Source organism: Aeromicrobium sp. Leaf291 (assembly GCF_001423365.1).
Lineage (GTDB): Bacteria > Actinomycetota > Actinomycetes > Propionibacteriales > Nocardioidaceae > Aeromicrobium.
In genome coordinates this window covers 107,920-121,593 of sequence record NZ_LMNM01000003.1, presented here as the reverse complement: position 1 = coordinate 121,593, position 13,674 = coordinate 107,920, and the positions used below count along the sequence as shown (strand labels likewise).

Here is a 13,674-nt window from a genome sequence, read left to right as displayed (position 1 = left end):
GGTCGCGGGACAACAGCCGGGCCCGGCGCGCCCGCCTCAACCCGGTTGCCGGTCGTCGGTGCGGAAGATCCAGGTCCGCATCAGGACGAACCGGGCGACGGTGACCGCGAGGTTGGCTGCGGTGAGCACCCCGACCTCCAGCACCCGGTGCTCGGTCCCGGCCAGGTCGTGGAGCGTCCAGAGGGCGCCGCTCGTCGCGAGGACCCCAGCTGCGAGCACCGCCAGCCCCTGCAGGTGGTGGACGGCGGCCCGGTCGCGACCACGAACCCCGAACGTGAAGCGTCGGTTGGCGGCCGTGTTCGCGACGGCGGTGACCAGCAGCGCCGCCATGTTCGCCCCCTGGGCGCCGAGGGACGACCTGAGCAGGAGGTACAGCGCGGCGTACGCGAGCGTCGAGAGCACCCCCACGAGGGCGAACACGACCAGCTGCGCCGACACCCCACCGCCGGCGCTGCGCCGCGTGGCGCGACCGAGCTCCTCGCCGAGCCGAGCCACCGGCACCTGCCCCCGCACCAGCGCCAGGCCCAGGCGAGCCATCCCACGCAGGTCGTCGAGCGCGGTGCGGACCACGTCGACGCTGCTGTCGGGGTCGTCGACCCAGTCGACCGGCACCTCGTGGATGCGCAGCCCGGCCCGCTCGGCCACGACGAGCAGCTCGGTGTCGAAGAACCAGGCGTCGTCGTGGACGAGGGGCAGCAGGCGCTCGGCCACGTCGCGTCGGATCGCCTTGAAGCCGCACTGGGCGTCGCTGAAGCGGGCGCGCATGGTGCCGCGCAGGAGGTAGTTGTATCCGCGCGAGATGATCTCGCGCCGCGGGCCGCGGGTCGTCCTGGCGCTGCGGGCCAGCCGCGACCCGATCGCGAGGTCGGAGTGTCCGGTCAGCAGGGGTGCGACGAGCGGCAGGAGGGCGTTGAGGTCGGTCGAGAGGTCGACGTCCATGTACACGAGGACGTCGGCGTCGGACGTCGACCAGGCTGCCTTGAGCGCGCGGCCCCGTCCCTTCTCGCCCAGCCTCACCACCCGGACGCTCGCGTGCTTCGCGGCGAGCGCGTCGGCGAGCTCGGCGGTGCGGTCGGTGCTGGCGTTGTCGGCGATCGTGACGCGAGACGGGAACGGCAGGGTGGCCAGGTGGTCGAGGACGGTCAGGACCGACGCGACCAGGGCTCGCTCCTCGTTGTGGACGGGAACGACGACGTCGATGGTCCCGGTGCGGCGGACGGTCGAGCCCGAAGTGTCGGCCGTGGCCGCGAGGTGCGCCGCGCTCATGCGATCCCGTCCGACAGGTCGTAGAGCGTGGTGCCGTCGACCGTGGTCGCGGTGAACGTCTCCTCGACCCACGCCTGGATCTGGGTGCTCGTGCCGCCGCTCGCGCCGGGACCGCCGCGTCCACCTGCCCCGCGTCCACCTGCTCCGCCTCCGCCGATGAACCAGTGGACCTCGCCGTCGGCGACGAGCTGCTGGAACTGCGCCAGGGTGGGGGAGGGGTCCGAGCCGTTGAAACCGCCGATCGCCATGACCGGCTCCTCGGTGGAGAGCTGGTAGCCCGAGGCGCTGTTCGAGCCGATCGCCGCGGCCACCCAGGTGTACGACCCCGCGTCCTGGGTGAGGAGGGCGTCGATGGCCTCCGACGACGTGGAGCCGTCGAGCAGTCCACCGGTTCCTGGTCCGCCCTGGTTTCCGCCGCCCGGGGCCGTGCCGGTCCCACCCGGAGCCCCCTGCGGTCCCGCGCCCTGGGGCGGCTGTCCCTGGCCGGTCCGGCCGTCCTGCAGCTGCGGCGGCTGACCACCGCCGGGGCCGCGTCCACCTCCCGGGCCGGCGCCGAGTCCGCCGCGGCCCGTGCTGGGGCCGGCGGACGGGATCGACCCGGTGTGGGCGCTGCCCGCGGTGTCGACGGCGTAGGCCGTGGGCCCGGCCAGCAGGGCGACGAGGCTCGCGAGAGCGACGGCGAGCCCGGCACGTCGACGCAGTCGTGCGAGGACGAACTTCAGCAGCACGACCATGATCGCGCTGACGCCGGCCAGCGTGACCACGAGCGGCGCGAGCCAGGGCAGGAAGCCGTCGGAGCGTCCGAGCAGGACCGTCGCCATCGCCGCGGTGGACAGCAGCACGGCCACGGCGGTGACGGCCGCGGTCACGGTGTGCCGGTGCTGCCAGAGCACGTGGCCGCCGATCCCCAGGATCGCGGCGATCGCCGGGGCGAGCGCCACCGTGTAGTACGCATGGAAGATGCCGGCCATCAGGCTGAACGTCAGGCCCGTGACCAGGAGCCAGAGACCCCACACGACGAGCCCGGCCGTGACCGGACGGGTGCGACGGTCCTCACCGGCGCGGAGGGTGAGCCAGAGCGCCGCGACCAGCAGGAGCAGCGCCGCCGGCAGCAGCCACGCGACCTGACCGCCGATCTCGCTCGAGAACAGGCGCAGCAGCCCGGTCTCGCCCCAGCCGCCTCCGCCGCCACCGGGCATCCCGCCGCCGCCGACGGACCCCACCTCGTTGCCGTTCAACCGACCGAGACCGTTGTAGCCGAGGGTCAGCTCGAGGATCGAGTTGTCCTGCGAGCCGCCGATCCAGGGGCGGCTCGAGGCGGGCCAGAGCTCGACCGCCAGGACCCACCAGCCGCCGGCCACGACCATGGCCGCGAAGGCGACGACCAGGTGGACCAGACGGCGGGCCAGGGGGACGGAGGCGGTCAGCAGGTAGACACCGGCCAGCGCCGGGAGGACGAGGAACGCCTGGAGCATCTTGGTCAGGAAGCCGAGGCCCACGAGCGCCCCGCCGAGAGCCAGCCATCGCGCGGCACGCCGGGGGTCCTCGAGCGCACGGAGGGTCGCCGCCGTCGCGCCGACGAGGAGCAGCACCAGCAGGGCGTCGGGGTTGTTGAACCGGAACATCAGGACGGCGACCGGGGTGAGGGCGAGCACGAGCCCGGCACCGAGCCCGGCCCACGCGTTGCCCGTCGTGCGGCGCACCGTCGTGTGCAGCAGCGCGACGGTGGCCACCCCCATGAGGGCCTGCGGCACCAGGATGCTCCAGGAGGACAGTCCGAACAGCCGGACCGAGAGAGCCATCACCCAGATGGACAGGGGGGTCTTGTCGACGGTGATGGACCCGGCGGCGTCGGACGCGCCGAAGAACATCGCCTTCCACGAGTCCGACCCGGCCTGCGCGGCGGCCGAGTAGAAGGAGTTGGCCCAACCGGACGAGCCGAGGCCCCAGAGGTAGAGCGCCGCGGTGCCGACGAGCAGCAGCACCAGCGCCGGTCGGGCCGCCGGGTGGTCGGCGGAGTCGCCCCGCCACGCTCGGGCGAGGACCCCCGGCGTCCTCGACGTGGGCCCGTCGAAGGAGCCGGCGTCGGGGGTGCTGCGGGTCTGGTGGGTGTCGGGCATCGTGGCGGTCTGGTCCATGTCGCCGATGCTCGACGGCGCTCCTGGGGTGGCGCCCTCGGCGGACTGTGCCGCTGCTGTGAGGTGTCGGCGGGCCGTCAGGTCCGGGGGAGCGTGATGCCGAAGGTGGTGCTGCCGGGCTCGCTGGTGACGGCGACCGTGCCGCCGTGGGCCTCGGCGATGGCCGCGACGAGGGACGTGCCCAGGCCGGCGCCGCCGGACTCGCGGGTGCGCGACGAGTCGCCGCGGGTGAAGCGCTCGAACACCACGGGCAGCAGGTCGGGTCCGATGCCGGGCCCGTCGTCGTGCACCTCGACGACGGCGTGGTCCGCGTCGGGGAGGCGGAGCCGTGCCGTGACCACGGTGCCGGGTGGGGTGTGCCGGGAGGCGTTGCCGAGCAGGTTGGTGACGGCCTGGTGCAGGCGGAGTGCGTCGCCGGGCACCTCGATCGGCTCGTCGGGGAGCTCGAGGCGCCAGGTGTGCCCACCGTCGACCACGCGGGCGTCGCTCACGGACTCGGCGAGCAGGAGGCTCAGGTCGACGGGCTCGCGCTCCAGCGGGCGGCCGGAGTCGAGCCGAGCAAGCAGCAGCATGTCGTCGACGAGGGTCGACATGCGCGCGGCCTCGGACTCCACCTTGGTCAGCTGGTCGGTCCCGGTGCGCCGACCCAGCTCGGCGTAGCCGCGGATCGTCGACAGGGGCGTCCTCAGCTCGTGGGAGGCGTCGGCGAGGAACTGGCGGACCTGCTGCTCGCTCTCGTGCCGGGCGTCGAGGGCCTGCTCCACGTGCGTGAGCAGCCGGTTGAGGGCCTCGCCCACCTGGCCCACCTCGTTGCCGGGGTCGGTCAGCTTCTCGGGCACGCGGACGGTGCGGCCCACCACGCCGCTGTCGAGCGGGAGGGTGGTCACCTCGTGGGCGGTGGCCGCGACCTCGCGCAGGGGACGGAGCTGGCGGCGCACGAGGACGACGCCCACGAGCCCGGCGGCCGCCGCGCCGAGCACGGTCAGCAGCGCCTCCCACCAGAGCAGGCGGGTGAGCGTCTCGTCGAGGTCGCTGGTCGGCAGGCCCTGGACGACGACGGTGCCGTCGGCGGTGGTCGTGGCGGCCACGCGCACGGAGCCGAGGCCGGGGAGGTCGACGGTGAGGGGCTCGTCGTCGGGGTCGACGTCGGCCAGCGCGTCGAGGGCGGAGCTGGAGAGCGGACGCAGCCCCGCGCTCTCGGTGATCTGCACACCGGCTCGGCAGTCGTCGGTGTAGACGGCGGTGAGGCTGCGGGCGGACTGGCCGAGGGACGGCCGCGGGGGCTCGCCGCACAGGGCGCTGGGCCGGGGGCGCGAGCCGAACGGACCACCGGGTCCGTCGCCGACCGGGTTCCCGCCGGCCTGGACCCGGGCGCGTTCGGTGGACTGCGCGAGCTCGGCGTCGAGGCGGTCGGTCAGGTAGGCGCGCATGACGAGGGTCGCCGCACCGGCGACGAGCAGGCTGACGGCGACGACGAGCGCCACGACGGTGAGGACGAGTCGTCGGGTCAGGCTCATCGCGACGCTCGCACGGTCTCGCTCACGCGGGCTCGACCGGCTTGAGCACGTACCCGGCTCCACGCTTGGTGTGGATCATGGGCTCGCGACCGGCGTCGATCTTCTTGCGCAGGTAGGAGATGTAGAGCTCAACGACGTTGGCCTGCCCACCGAAGTCGTAGTTCCACACCCGGTCGAGGATCTGCGCCTTGCTGAGCACGCGGCGCGGGTTGCGCATGAGGAAGCGCAGCAGCTCGAACTCGGTGGCGGTGAGCTCGATCGCGGTGCCGGCCCGGGTCACGTCGCGGCTGTCCTCGTCGAGGACCAGGTCGCCGACGACCACCACGTGCTCGGCACGGGCCTCCCGGGCGCCGGTGCGCCGCACGAGAGCGCGCACGCGGGCCACGACTTCCTCGAGGCTGAACGGCTTGGTCACGTAGTCGTCGCCGCCGGCGGTCAGCCCGGCCACGCGGTCCTCCACGGCGTCGCGCGCGGTGAGGAAGAGGACGGGCACGTGCTCGTCGCGCTGGCGGATGCGGCGCAGCACCTCGAGGCCGTCGAAGTCGGGGAGCATCCAGTCGAGGACGACCACGTCGGGTCCGAACTCGCGTGCGGCGTTCACGGCCGTGCGGCCCGTGCCAGCGGTGCGCACCTCCCAGCCCTCGTAGCGCAGGGCCATCATGAGCAGCTCGGCGATGTTGGGCTCGTCGTCGACCACGAGGACCCGCAGCCGGCTGCCGTCGGCGCGCGTGAGGGCGGCGTTCATGTCTCCAGTGTGGAGGGGCTGTCCGTCGGCTGTCCGTGAGTCACCTGTGACGTTCCTGTGAGCGCTGGTGCGGCCGGGTCCGCGAGGCGAGTGCTCGGCGTGCCGAGACGGAGACACCCTCCGGCCCTGGGTGTGGGCGGAGGGTGCTGGTGGGTCCGTGCTGCTCTCAGGCGGCGCCGAGGTCGGCGGCCACGGGGGCTTCGAGGGCGCGCACGCGAGCACGCGCGATCTCGGCGAGGTGCATGGTGCGGCGCGCCTCGGCGAGGTCGCCGACGGCGATGAGGTGGTCGACGAGCGGCTCGAGGTCGTCGACGTGCACGCCCTCGACGAGGCTCGCGTACTCGATGAGCTCCGACAGCAGGGCGCGCAGCAGCAGGTGGCCCTCCAGGTCGTCGTCGGTCGGTTCGTCACCGGTGACGAGGCGCAGCTGCTGACCGAGGTCGAAGGCGGTCTCGGGGGTGAGGCTGTCCTCGCGGGCCGCGGTGGCGACGAGCTCGAGCACGGGGCTCAGCCCCTCGCGCGCGGGGATGAGCGCGGCGCCGACGACCAGCTCGAGCACGCAGGCATGACGGGAGAACGCGTCGTCGCTCGACGGGCGCTCGGCCACATGTGTGATCGTCATGTTGAAACCACTTCTCCCCACTCCCATGAAGATGCTGGCAGGTCACGAGGCGATGGTCCCTAGTTCTTCAGGACCATTTCCGCGTGGCCGACACCACACAGGGTAGGCGACCCGGGTCTTTCGCCGCTAGTCCTTGGAAGGACCTCTTGCTCTCAGGGTGCCTCGGCGTGGCTCGAGGCTCACGCGAAGGTGGGCGCGACTTCTGGGTCGCCTCCCCGCCACAGCGGGACGCCTGCCGCCGACGTCCACCGACCTGAGTCCGGACGTCCGTCCACACCCTGCGTACGAGGGCCTTCACGGATGGGGTCTTCTTTGGGAGACTCTCCGGCACTGCAGGACTTTTCGGGGGAAGGGCGAGGTGGATCCAGTTCAGGCGACGCTCGCGGACGAGGTCCGCGAGCAGGTGCGCCGCCGTCGCATCGATCCCCAGGTCGAGGCCGACGCGGTGCGCCAGCTCGCGATCGACGTGGTGGCCGAGCACGAGAAGCGGTCGCTGACGGGTGCGGTGCGCTCCCTCGACGAACCGGACCGGATCGTGGGCGGCATCGTCGCCGACGTGGCCGGGTTCGGGCCGTTGCAGGCGTTCCTCGACGACCCGACGGTCGAGGAGGTGTGGATCAACGAGCCGGACCGGGTGTTCGTCGCGCGCGACGGCAAGCACGAGCTGACGTCGGTGATCCTCACGGCTGCGCAGGTGCGCGAGCTGGTCGAGCGGATGCTGTCGTCGTCCGGCCGCAGGCTCGACGTGTCGCAGCCGTTCGTGGACGCGATGCTGCCCGGAGGTCACCGCCTGCACGTGGTCCTGGAGGGCATCTCGCGCGGGTTCAGTGCGGTCAACATTCGCAAGTTCGTCGCGCGGGCCCACTCGCTGGACGACCTCGTGACCCTCGGGACCATCGACGCCACGGCCGCACGGTTCCTGCGAGCAAGCGTCGTGGCGGGGTTGAACGTCGTCGTGTCCGGGGGGACGCAGGCAGGGAAGACGACCCTGTTGAACTGCCTGGCCGCCGCGATCCCTGGGTCGCAACGTCTGCTGACGGTCGAGGAGGTCTTCGAGCTGCAGTGCGGACGCCACCCCGACTGGGTCGCGCTCCAGTCCCGCCAGGCCGGCCTCGAGGGGACCGGCGAGGTGGATCTGCGGATGCTGGTCAAGGAGGCGCTTCGCATGCGCCCGAGTCGCATCGTGGTGGGCGAGGTCCGCTCCGCCGAGTGTCTCGACATGCTGCTCGCCCTCAACGCCGGTCTCCCCGGGATGGCCAGCGTGCACGCGAGCTCGGCCCGTCAGGCGCTCACCAAGCTCTGCACGCTCCCGCTGCTCGCCGGGGCGAACATCACGAGCGACTTCGTGGTGCCGACCGTCGCGACCTCCGTCGACCTCGTCGTCCACACCTCCATCGACCACGCGGGCAGGCGAGCCGTGCAGGAGGTCGCGGCGGTCACCGGGAGGGTCGAGAACGGTCTCATCGAGACCGAGACGGTCTTCAAGCGCGAAGGAGGCACGCTGAGGCGCGGCCACGGTCGACCGGCTCGGCGCGACGCGTTCGAGCGCGTCGGCATCGATCTCGACGACGTCCTGGTGCCCGAGGAGGACCCCGGATGGGCGCCCTGATCGGACTGGTCCTGGGGCTGGGCCTCGTGCTCGTGCTGTGGGCGCTGGCCGACCCGCACCCGCGACCTCGGGGTCGGTCGACCCGCTCGCTGCGCGAGCTGCTCGACGCCGCCGGGCTCTCCGAGGTGACGCCGGCCGGTCTGTTCGGGCTGTGCGGCGGGTCGTTCCTCGTGGCCGGTCTCGTGATGACGATCGTGTCGCGGGTCCTGGTCGTCGGTCTCGTCTTCGGCGCGCTGGCGGCGCTGCTCCCCGTGGCGACGTTGCGGGGTCGCGCACGTCGGCGTGCACGGGAGCACGCCGACCTGTGGCCCGACGCCGTCGACAACCTCGCCTCCGCGGTGCGCGCCGGACTCTCGCTCCCCGAGGCGGTGGTGCAGCTGGGGGAGCGGGGTCCGGAGGGACTGCGGGAACCCTTCGTGCGGTTCGGGCGCGACTACCAGTCCACCGGACGGTTCGACGCGGCCCTCGACCGCCTGAAGGTGCGCCTCGCCGACCCGACCGGCGATCGCGTGGTCGAGGCGCTGCGACTTGCGCGCGACGTCGGCGGAGGGGACCTGGGGCGCATGCTTCGCGCACTCTCCGGTTTCCTGCGCGAGGAGGCCCGGACCCGCGGTGAGCTCGAGGCGCGCCAGTCCTGGACCGTGAACGCCGCACGGCTAGCCGTCGGTGCTCCGTGGGTGGTCCTCGCCGCACTCAGCCTGCAGCCGGACGTAGTCGCCAGGTACGCCACCACCACCGGGGCCGTGGTCCTGACCGTGGGCGCGGTCGTGTGCGTGGTCGCCTTCCGGCTGATGCTGTGGATCGGTCGGCTTCCGCAGGAGCGGCGGGTCCTCGCATGAGTCCCGTCGTCGGAGCGGTCCTCGGTGCCGTCCTCGCGAGCGGTCTGCTCCTGGTGCTCACGTCCTGGCGGCGCGTTCGGCACCCCACCCCGATGATGCGGATCGATCCCTACCTCGGCGACGTGCTGCCGACGTCGGCGCGCTCGACCAGCACCGTAGGTGCCGTCTACGGGCCGCTCCTGCGCTCGGTCGGTGACATGGTCGGGCGGGTCACCGGTGGCGCCTCGAGCGTCGAACGACGACTGACCCGTCTCGGGTCGCCCTACGGCGTCGAGGAGCTCCGCATCCAGCAGCTCGTCTGGGGTGCTCTCGGGTTCGGCGTGGCTTCGGTGATCTGCACCGTCGTGTGGACCACGTACGGCGGGTCGCCCCTGGTCCTGATGGTCGTGTGCGTCACCGGCTTCGTCGCAGGCGTCCTCGGGCGGGACACCTGTCTCTCGTCGCAGGTCAAGCGTCATGAGGTCCGGCTGGCCGAGGAGTTCCCCGTCGTGGCCGACCTCCTCGCCCTGGCGGTCGCTGCGGGGGAGAGTCCGGTGGCCGGGCTGGAGCGGGTGCTCCAGGTCCTGAGGGGTGGTCTGGCCGACGAGCTCGGCACCGTCCTGGCCGACGTACGGACCGGGCGGACCGTGCCCGCGGCGTTCGACGCCCTCGCGGCCCGAACGGGCGTGGCGAGCATCGCCCGGTTCGCCGAGGGGCTCGCCGTCGCGGTCGACCGCGGCACCCCGCTCGTCGACGTGCTGCACGCCCAGGCTGCCGACGTGCGCGAGACCGCCCGTCGCGACCTGATGGAGGCCGGCGGCCGCAAGGAGATCCTGATGATGGTCCCCGTCGTCTTCCTCGTGCTGCCGGTCACCGTCGTCTTCGCCTTCTACCCGGGCCTCGTCGGCCTCCGCCTCTCCAGCTGAAGGAGCGTCATGTCACGACTGAACAGAAGAGTCCTCGAACGACTGCAGCACCCCCCGCACGACGAACGGGGTGACGTGCCCGGGTGGGTCATGATCACGGTCATGTCCGCCGGCCTCGTCGCGCTGCTGGCGGCGATCGCCGGGCCGGAGCTGAGCTCGATGCTCAGGGACGCGCTCGACTCGGTGCGTTGAGGTCCGGTGCGGAGCCGACCTCTCGCGAGTGCGAGCGCTCGCATGCTGCCACCGTTCGGGGTGCCCTGGGGGTACGGTGGCCGGAACCCTAGGAGGCACCGTGGCGAACGACGACCTGAAGGCCAAGATGCGCGAGGCCCTCGAGAAGAAGGCCGGCAAGCACCACGCGTCGGCCCAGACCGCCGAGCACGACGGCAGCGAGAAGTCGCACGGTGCCGACAAGCCGATCGCCCAGCCGGAGTTTCGCCGCAAGAGCGTCTGACCCGCCGCGAGCGTCGAGCACACCAGGAGCGCGGGTCGGCCGTCGTCGACTACGTGCTGGTTCTGGTGGTGCTCGTCCCGCTCGTGCTCGGCATCATGCAGCTGGGCCTCGTGCTGCACGTCCGCAACACCCTCACCGCCGCCGCGTCCGACGGCGCGCGAGCAGGTGCCCCGCTCGGCGCCTCGAGCGCTGAGGCGGTGGCGCGGACGCGTCGGATGATCTCGGGCAGCCTGTCCGAGCGGTTCGCGAGGTCGGTGACGGCATCGCGGGGGTCCGTCGACGGCGCCCCGGCGCTCGTCGTGCGGGTGCGTGCCGAGGTGCCGGCGCTGGGGGTCCTCGGGCCGAGCGTCTCCCTCGACGTCCGCGGTCGCGCGCTCCTGCAGGAGGAGCCGTGAGGTGCGAGCGCGGCTCGGCTCCGGTGGAGTTCGTCTGGCTGACGGTGCTCCTGCTCGTGCCGTTCGTCTACGTGATGATCGCGGTCTTCGACGCCCAGCGCGCCGCCTACGGGGTCTCCTCGGCCAGCAAGGCCGCGGCCCGTGCCTATGTGCAGGCGCCCGACACCGCCACGGCCGCCGAACGGGCGCGCAGGGCCGCAGCGGTGGCGCTCGCCGACCAACGGGTCGACGCCGACGTGGTGGTCACCTGCCTCCCGACGCCGGACGCGTGCCTGCAGCCCGGGTCCTCGGTCCGGGTGTCGGTGCGCACCCTCCAGCCGCTGCCGCTCACCCCGTCGGCGCTGGGGGAGCGGATCGGTGGCATCGCCGTCGACTCCGACCACACCGAGCCGTTCGGCTCGTTCCGGGAGGGCCGATGACGCGCCGGGTGGAGCGCGACGAGCGGGGCAGCGTGACGGTCATGACGATCGGCTTCCTCGTGGTGATCGGCCTGCTCCTCGCGGTCGTGGTGAACGCGTCGTCGGCGTACCTGCAGCGTCAGGAGCTCGCCCACCTGACCGACGGGGCCGCGCTGGCCGCGGCCGACGGTCTCGACGAGGGCGCCTTCTACGCCGAGCGGACGATCGAGCTCGATCCCACCGCGTCGCGACAGCTGGTGGCCGGCTACCTCGCGGGCGAGGACGTCGCCGGAGTCGACGTCGCAGTCCGGGGTGACACGGTGAGCGTCCGGCTCGAGCGTGACGTCGAGCTGCCGTTCACACCGCCCGGCTGGCCCGACCAGGCCCGCGTCTCGGCGGAGGCGTCGTCGCAGCTTCGACGCCCGTGACCCGGTACCACTCGCCGGGGCGGGCCCGTCTCGGACACTTCCGGGTCGTGCCGGCCGACCTGACCGCCCCTCAACTGTCCGAAACGGATGTGGGTCAGGGAGGGTCGTTCGGGACGATCTGGTCGAATAGGGGCATGCGTCGTCTGCTGCTGCCCGTGATCGCCGCCGCCCTCGTGCTCGCCGGGTGCACCGGCGGGGACGACACCCCGGACGGCGGCGAGGAGCCGACGGCCACCGCGTCGCCCACCTTCTCGGCCGACTTCGCCGACCTGGAGGAGGAGTACGACGCGCGCCTCGGCGTCTACGCCATCGACACCGGCACCGGACAGGTCGTCGAGCACCGGGCCGACGAGCGGTTCGCGTACGCGTCGACCATCAAGGCGCTCGCCGTGGGGGCGCTGCTGCACGAGAAGCCGCGCTCCGTGCTGGACCAGACGGTCGAGCTGGGCGAGGAGGACCTCGTCGAGAACTCGCCCGAGCTCGAGAAGGCCGTCGAGGAGGGCGAGACCGACCTGACGGTCCGTGAGCTCGCCGACGCCGCCGTGCGGTACAGCGACAACACCGCCGGCAACCTGCTGTTCGACCTGCTGGGTGGGCCCGAGGAGCTGCAGGGCGTGCTGCGCGAGATCGGCGACGAGACGACGATCGTGTCGCGCATCGAGCCCGAGCTGAACGAGGCCGTCCCCGGCGACGACCGCGACACCACCACGCCCGAGGCGCTCGCCACCACCCTGCGCGCGTTCACGCTGCTCCCGGCCGACGGTGACGCCGTGAACAACGGCTACGCGCGCGCCATGCTCACCGACCTGATGGTCCGCAACACCACCGGTGACGACCTCATCCGCTCGGGCGTCCCCGACAACTGGGAGGTCGCCGACAAGACCGGCGCCGCCGCCTACGGCACCCGCAACGACATCGCCGTGCTGCGCCGCGCCGACGGCGACCCGATCGTGCTCGTCATCATGTCGTCGAAGACCGAGCAGGACGCCGAGTACGACAACGACCTCATCGCCGACGCCACCCGCGTGGCCGTCGCCGGGTTCGACCCCGAGGCCGACTGAGCGACCCCGGAGACCCCCAGGGGCTTCGCAGCGAATTCGCAGCACCCGCTCGTAGCGTCGTCGACGAGAGCCGGGACAGGCCCGGCGAGATCCCTCGGGGGGATTCATGAACCGCATCAGCAGGAAGCTCGCCCTCACCGTCGCCGGAGCCGCACTCGTCGCCCCGCTCGCCGGGACGTCGGTCGCCGGCGCCTCGCTCGCGCCGACCCAGGGCGAGACGAGCGGCAGCAACGTCACCGCCGTCAGCGACGACACCGTCCAGACCAAGGCGACGATCAGCGGCGCCACGGTCATCACGCGCGCCAAGAAGTGGCTGACGGCCAACAACGGCAAGCCCGTCCCGTACAGCCAGGTCTCGAACTGGAAGGACGGCTACCGCCAGGACTGCTCCGGCTTCGTGAGCATGGCCTACGCGTACGGCAAGCCCGGCCTCAACACGGTCGGTCTGGCCGACTCCAGCGTCAGCACGAGGTTCACCAGCAAGAACAACCTCAGGAAGGGCGACACGATCATCGACCCCAACGGCACGAGCACCTCGCGCCACGTGGTCCTGTTCGAGAAGTGGGCCAACTCGGCCAAGACCCAGTACTGGGCCGTCGAGCAGCGCGGCACCTACGGCACCACCTACCGCAAGCTGTCGTACGGCATCGGCTCGGACCAGTACGACTTCTACCGCCAGAAGAAGCTGTCCTGACTCCCTCCGCAGCACGACGGCGCCCCACCCTCACCGGGTGGGGCGCCGTCTCCGTTCGAGCAGGTCGTGGGCGGCTCCGGGTCAGCAGCCGCCGCAGGTGTGGAAGGTGACGTCCCAGTGGCTGCCCTCCTGGGCGTACTCGTTGCCGGCTCCCGACCGGTAGAGCCGCGCTCCGTCGCTGCGGGTGCCGACGTACGTGAACGTGTTCGTCACGTACGACGTCAGGCAGCTGGAGAGGCTGAAGTCCAGCTTGTAGCCGTTCGCGTGGCTGTAGGTGCCACCCGCGTGACCGGTCTCGGTTCCGCCCGTGATGTTGAGTGCGCAGCCGCTGGCGGACCTCAACGTGCGAGCGCCGTCCACGCTGGTCTGGCGCAGCCCGTCGAACGACGTGCACGTGGGGTTGGTCCGGTCGGTGCATCCGCCCGACGACGACCACGTGATGCCGGCCGCTCTGAACGCCGACTCGGCCTGGGCCTGCGTCACCGCCGAGGCCGACGTGGAGAGGCCGACCACGGCGCCGAGACCGAGCATCGTGCCGGTCAGGAGCACCGCGAGGCGGCGGAGGACGGACGGTCTGGTGCTGTTCCCCGATGTGTTCATGCC

Annotated in this window: 16 protein-coding genes; 10 read left to right on the top strand and 6 right to left on the bottom strand. The window is 72.4% G+C overall.

The features are described from left to right. Window positions 1-36: 36 nt before the first annotated feature. From ASF35_RS14325 to ASF35_RS14305, 5 genes are all read right to left on the bottom strand, one after another. A complete protein-coding gene (locus ASF35_RS14325; RefSeq protein ID WP_055968845.1) occupies window positions 37-1,266 on the bottom strand; it encodes a bifunctional glycosyltransferase family 2/GtrA family protein in 1,230 nt (409 codons plus the stop codon). After that, window positions 1,263-3,404 carry a glycosyltransferase family 39 protein gene (locus tag ASF35_RS14320; RefSeq protein ID WP_200931781.1) on the bottom strand — a complete coding sequence of 714 codons (2,142 nt, stop codon included), beginning with the start codon at window positions 3,402-3,404 and terminating at the stop codon, window positions 1,263-1,265. Before ASF35_RS14320 ends, ASF35_RS14325 begins: the two co-directional genes overlap by 4 nt. 77 nt (window positions 3,405-3,481) lie before the next feature. Next, window positions 3,482-4,921, bottom strand: coding sequence for a cell wall metabolism sensor histidine kinase WalK (locus ASF35_RS14315; protein ID WP_055968843.1), 1,440 nt, complete (start codon window positions 4,919-4,921; stop codon window positions 3,482-3,484). 22 nt (window positions 4,922-4,943) lie between these two features. Further along, a complete protein-coding gene (locus ASF35_RS14310) occupies window positions 4,944-5,666 on the bottom strand; it encodes a response regulator transcription factor (protein WP_055968841.1) in 723 nt (240 codons plus the stop codon). A gap of 166 nt (window positions 5,667-5,832) precedes the next feature. Continuing rightward, window positions 5,833-6,288 carry a hypothetical protein gene (locus tag ASF35_RS14305; RefSeq protein ID WP_156364653.1) on the bottom strand — a complete coding sequence of 152 codons (456 nt, stop codon included), beginning with the start codon at window positions 6,286-6,288 and terminating at the stop codon, window positions 5,833-5,835. Between the two features lie 358 nt (window positions 6,289-6,646). Between ASF35_RS14305 and ASF35_RS14300 the strand changes: the two genes are divergently transcribed. From ASF35_RS14300 to ASF35_RS14260, 10 genes are all read left to right on the top strand, one after another. Then, entirely contained in the window at window positions 6,647-7,897 is a 1,251-nt protein-coding gene (locus ASF35_RS14300) for a CpaF family protein (RefSeq protein ID WP_055968837.1), read from the top strand. After that, the gene (locus tag ASF35_RS14295; RefSeq protein ID WP_055968835.1) at window positions 7,885-8,736 is read left to right on the top strand and encodes a type II secretion system F family protein; all 852 of its coding nucleotides are present in this window, start codon (window positions 7,885-7,887) and stop codon (window positions 8,734-8,736) included. Before ASF35_RS14300 ends, ASF35_RS14295 begins: the two co-directional genes overlap by 13 nt. Further along, window positions 8,733-9,641, top strand: a complete 909-nt coding sequence (locus tag ASF35_RS14290) for a type II secretion system F family protein (protein ID WP_055968833.1) — start codon at window positions 8,733-8,735, stop codon at window positions 9,639-9,641. The genes ASF35_RS14295 and ASF35_RS14290 overlap by 4 nt, the downstream gene beginning before the upstream one ends. A 9-nt stretch (window positions 9,642-9,650) precedes the next feature. Further along, complete coding sequence (locus tag ASF35_RS14285; RefSeq protein WP_055968831.1) at window positions 9,651-9,833, top strand: hypothetical protein; 183 nt, start codon at window positions 9,651-9,653, stop codon at window positions 9,831-9,833. A gap of 100 nt (window positions 9,834-9,933) precedes the next feature. After that, on the top strand, window positions 9,934-10,095 hold the full coding sequence (locus tag ASF35_RS18120) for a DUF5302 domain-containing protein (RefSeq protein WP_156364647.1): 162 nt from the start codon (window positions 9,934-9,936) through the stop codon (window positions 10,093-10,095). After that, window positions 10,092-10,490 (top strand): TadE family protein, encoded by a 399-nt coding sequence (locus ASF35_RS14280; RefSeq protein WP_055970213.1) that lies wholly within the window; start codon window positions 10,092-10,094, stop codon window positions 10,488-10,490. Before ASF35_RS18120 ends, ASF35_RS14280 begins: the two co-directional genes overlap by 4 nt. Further along, window positions 10,487-10,909 carry a hypothetical protein gene (locus ASF35_RS14275; RefSeq protein WP_055968829.1) on the top strand — a complete coding sequence of 141 codons (423 nt, stop codon included), beginning with the start codon at window positions 10,487-10,489 and terminating at the stop codon, window positions 10,907-10,909. Before ASF35_RS14280 ends, ASF35_RS14275 begins: the two co-directional genes overlap by 4 nt. Beyond that, on the top strand, window positions 10,906-11,316 hold the full coding sequence (locus ASF35_RS14270; RefSeq protein ID WP_082495533.1) for a pilus assembly protein TadG-related protein: 411 nt from the start codon (window positions 10,906-10,908) through the stop codon (window positions 11,314-11,316). Before ASF35_RS14275 ends, ASF35_RS14270 begins: the two co-directional genes overlap by 4 nt. Before the next feature lie 134 nt (window positions 11,317-11,450). Next, entirely contained in the window at window positions 11,451-12,377 is a 927-nt protein-coding gene (gene bla / locus ASF35_RS14265) for a class A beta-lactamase (protein ID WP_055968826.1), read from the top strand. 106 nt (window positions 12,378-12,483) lie between these two features. After that, window positions 12,484-13,071 (top strand): hypothetical protein, encoded by a 588-nt coding sequence (locus tag ASF35_RS14260; protein WP_055968825.1) that lies wholly within the window; start codon window positions 12,484-12,486, stop codon window positions 13,069-13,071. An 81-nt stretch (window positions 13,072-13,152) separates the two neighbouring features. Here ASF35_RS14260 and ASF35_RS14255 read toward each other — a convergent pair whose 3' ends face one another. After that, window positions 13,153-13,671 carry a hypothetical protein gene (locus ASF35_RS14255; RefSeq protein WP_055968824.1) on the bottom strand — a complete coding sequence of 173 codons (519 nt, stop codon included), beginning with the start codon at window positions 13,669-13,671 and terminating at the stop codon, window positions 13,153-13,155. Between the last annotated feature and the right edge of the window lie 3 nt (window positions 13,672-13,674).

Bases quoted from the DNA above. Each gene is read 5' to 3' on its own strand.
- ASF35_RS14325 (WP_055968845.1), bottom strand. From the start codon at position 1,266: ATGAGCGCGGCGCACCTCGCGGCCACGGCCGACACTTCGGGCTCGACC.
- ASF35_RS14320 (WP_200931781.1), bottom strand. From the start codon at position 3,404: ATGGACCAGACCGCCACGATGCCCGACACCCACCAGACCCGCAGCACC.
- ASF35_RS14315 (WP_055968843.1), bottom strand. From the start codon at position 4,921: ATGAGCCTGACCCGACGACTCGTCCTCACCGTCGTGGCGCTCGTCGTC.
- ASF35_RS14310 (WP_055968841.1), bottom strand. From the start codon at position 5,666: ATGAACGCCGCCCTCACGCGCGCCGACGGCAGCCGGCTGCGGGTCCTC.
- ASF35_RS14305 (WP_156364653.1), bottom strand. From the start codon at position 6,288: ATGACGATCACACATGTGGCCGAGCGCCCGTCGAGCGACGACGCGTTC.
- ASF35_RS14295 (WP_055968835.1), top strand. From the start codon at position 7,885: ATGGGCGCCCTGATCGGACTGGTCCTGGGGCTGGGCCTCGTGCTCGTG.
- ASF35_RS14290 (WP_055968833.1), top strand. From the start codon at position 8,733: ATGAGTCCCGTCGTCGGAGCGGTCCTCGGTGCCGTCCTCGCGAGCGGT.
- ASF35_RS14285 (WP_055968831.1), top strand. From the start codon at position 9,651: ATGTCACGACTGAACAGAAGAGTCCTCGAACGACTGCAGCACCCCCCG.
- ASF35_RS14270 (WP_082495533.1), top strand. From the start codon at position 10,906: ATGACGCGCCGGGTGGAGCGCGACGAGCGGGGCAGCGTGACGGTCATG.
- bla (WP_055968826.1), top strand. From the start codon at position 11,451: ATGCGTCGTCTGCTGCTGCCCGTGATCGCCGCCGCCCTCGTGCTCGCC.
- ASF35_RS14260 (WP_055968825.1), top strand. From the start codon at position 12,484: ATGAACCGCATCAGCAGGAAGCTCGCCCTCACCGTCGCCGGAGCCGCA.
- ASF35_RS14255 (WP_055968824.1), bottom strand. From the start codon at position 13,671: ATGAACACATCGGGGAACAGCACCAGACCGTCCGTCCTCCGCCGCCTC.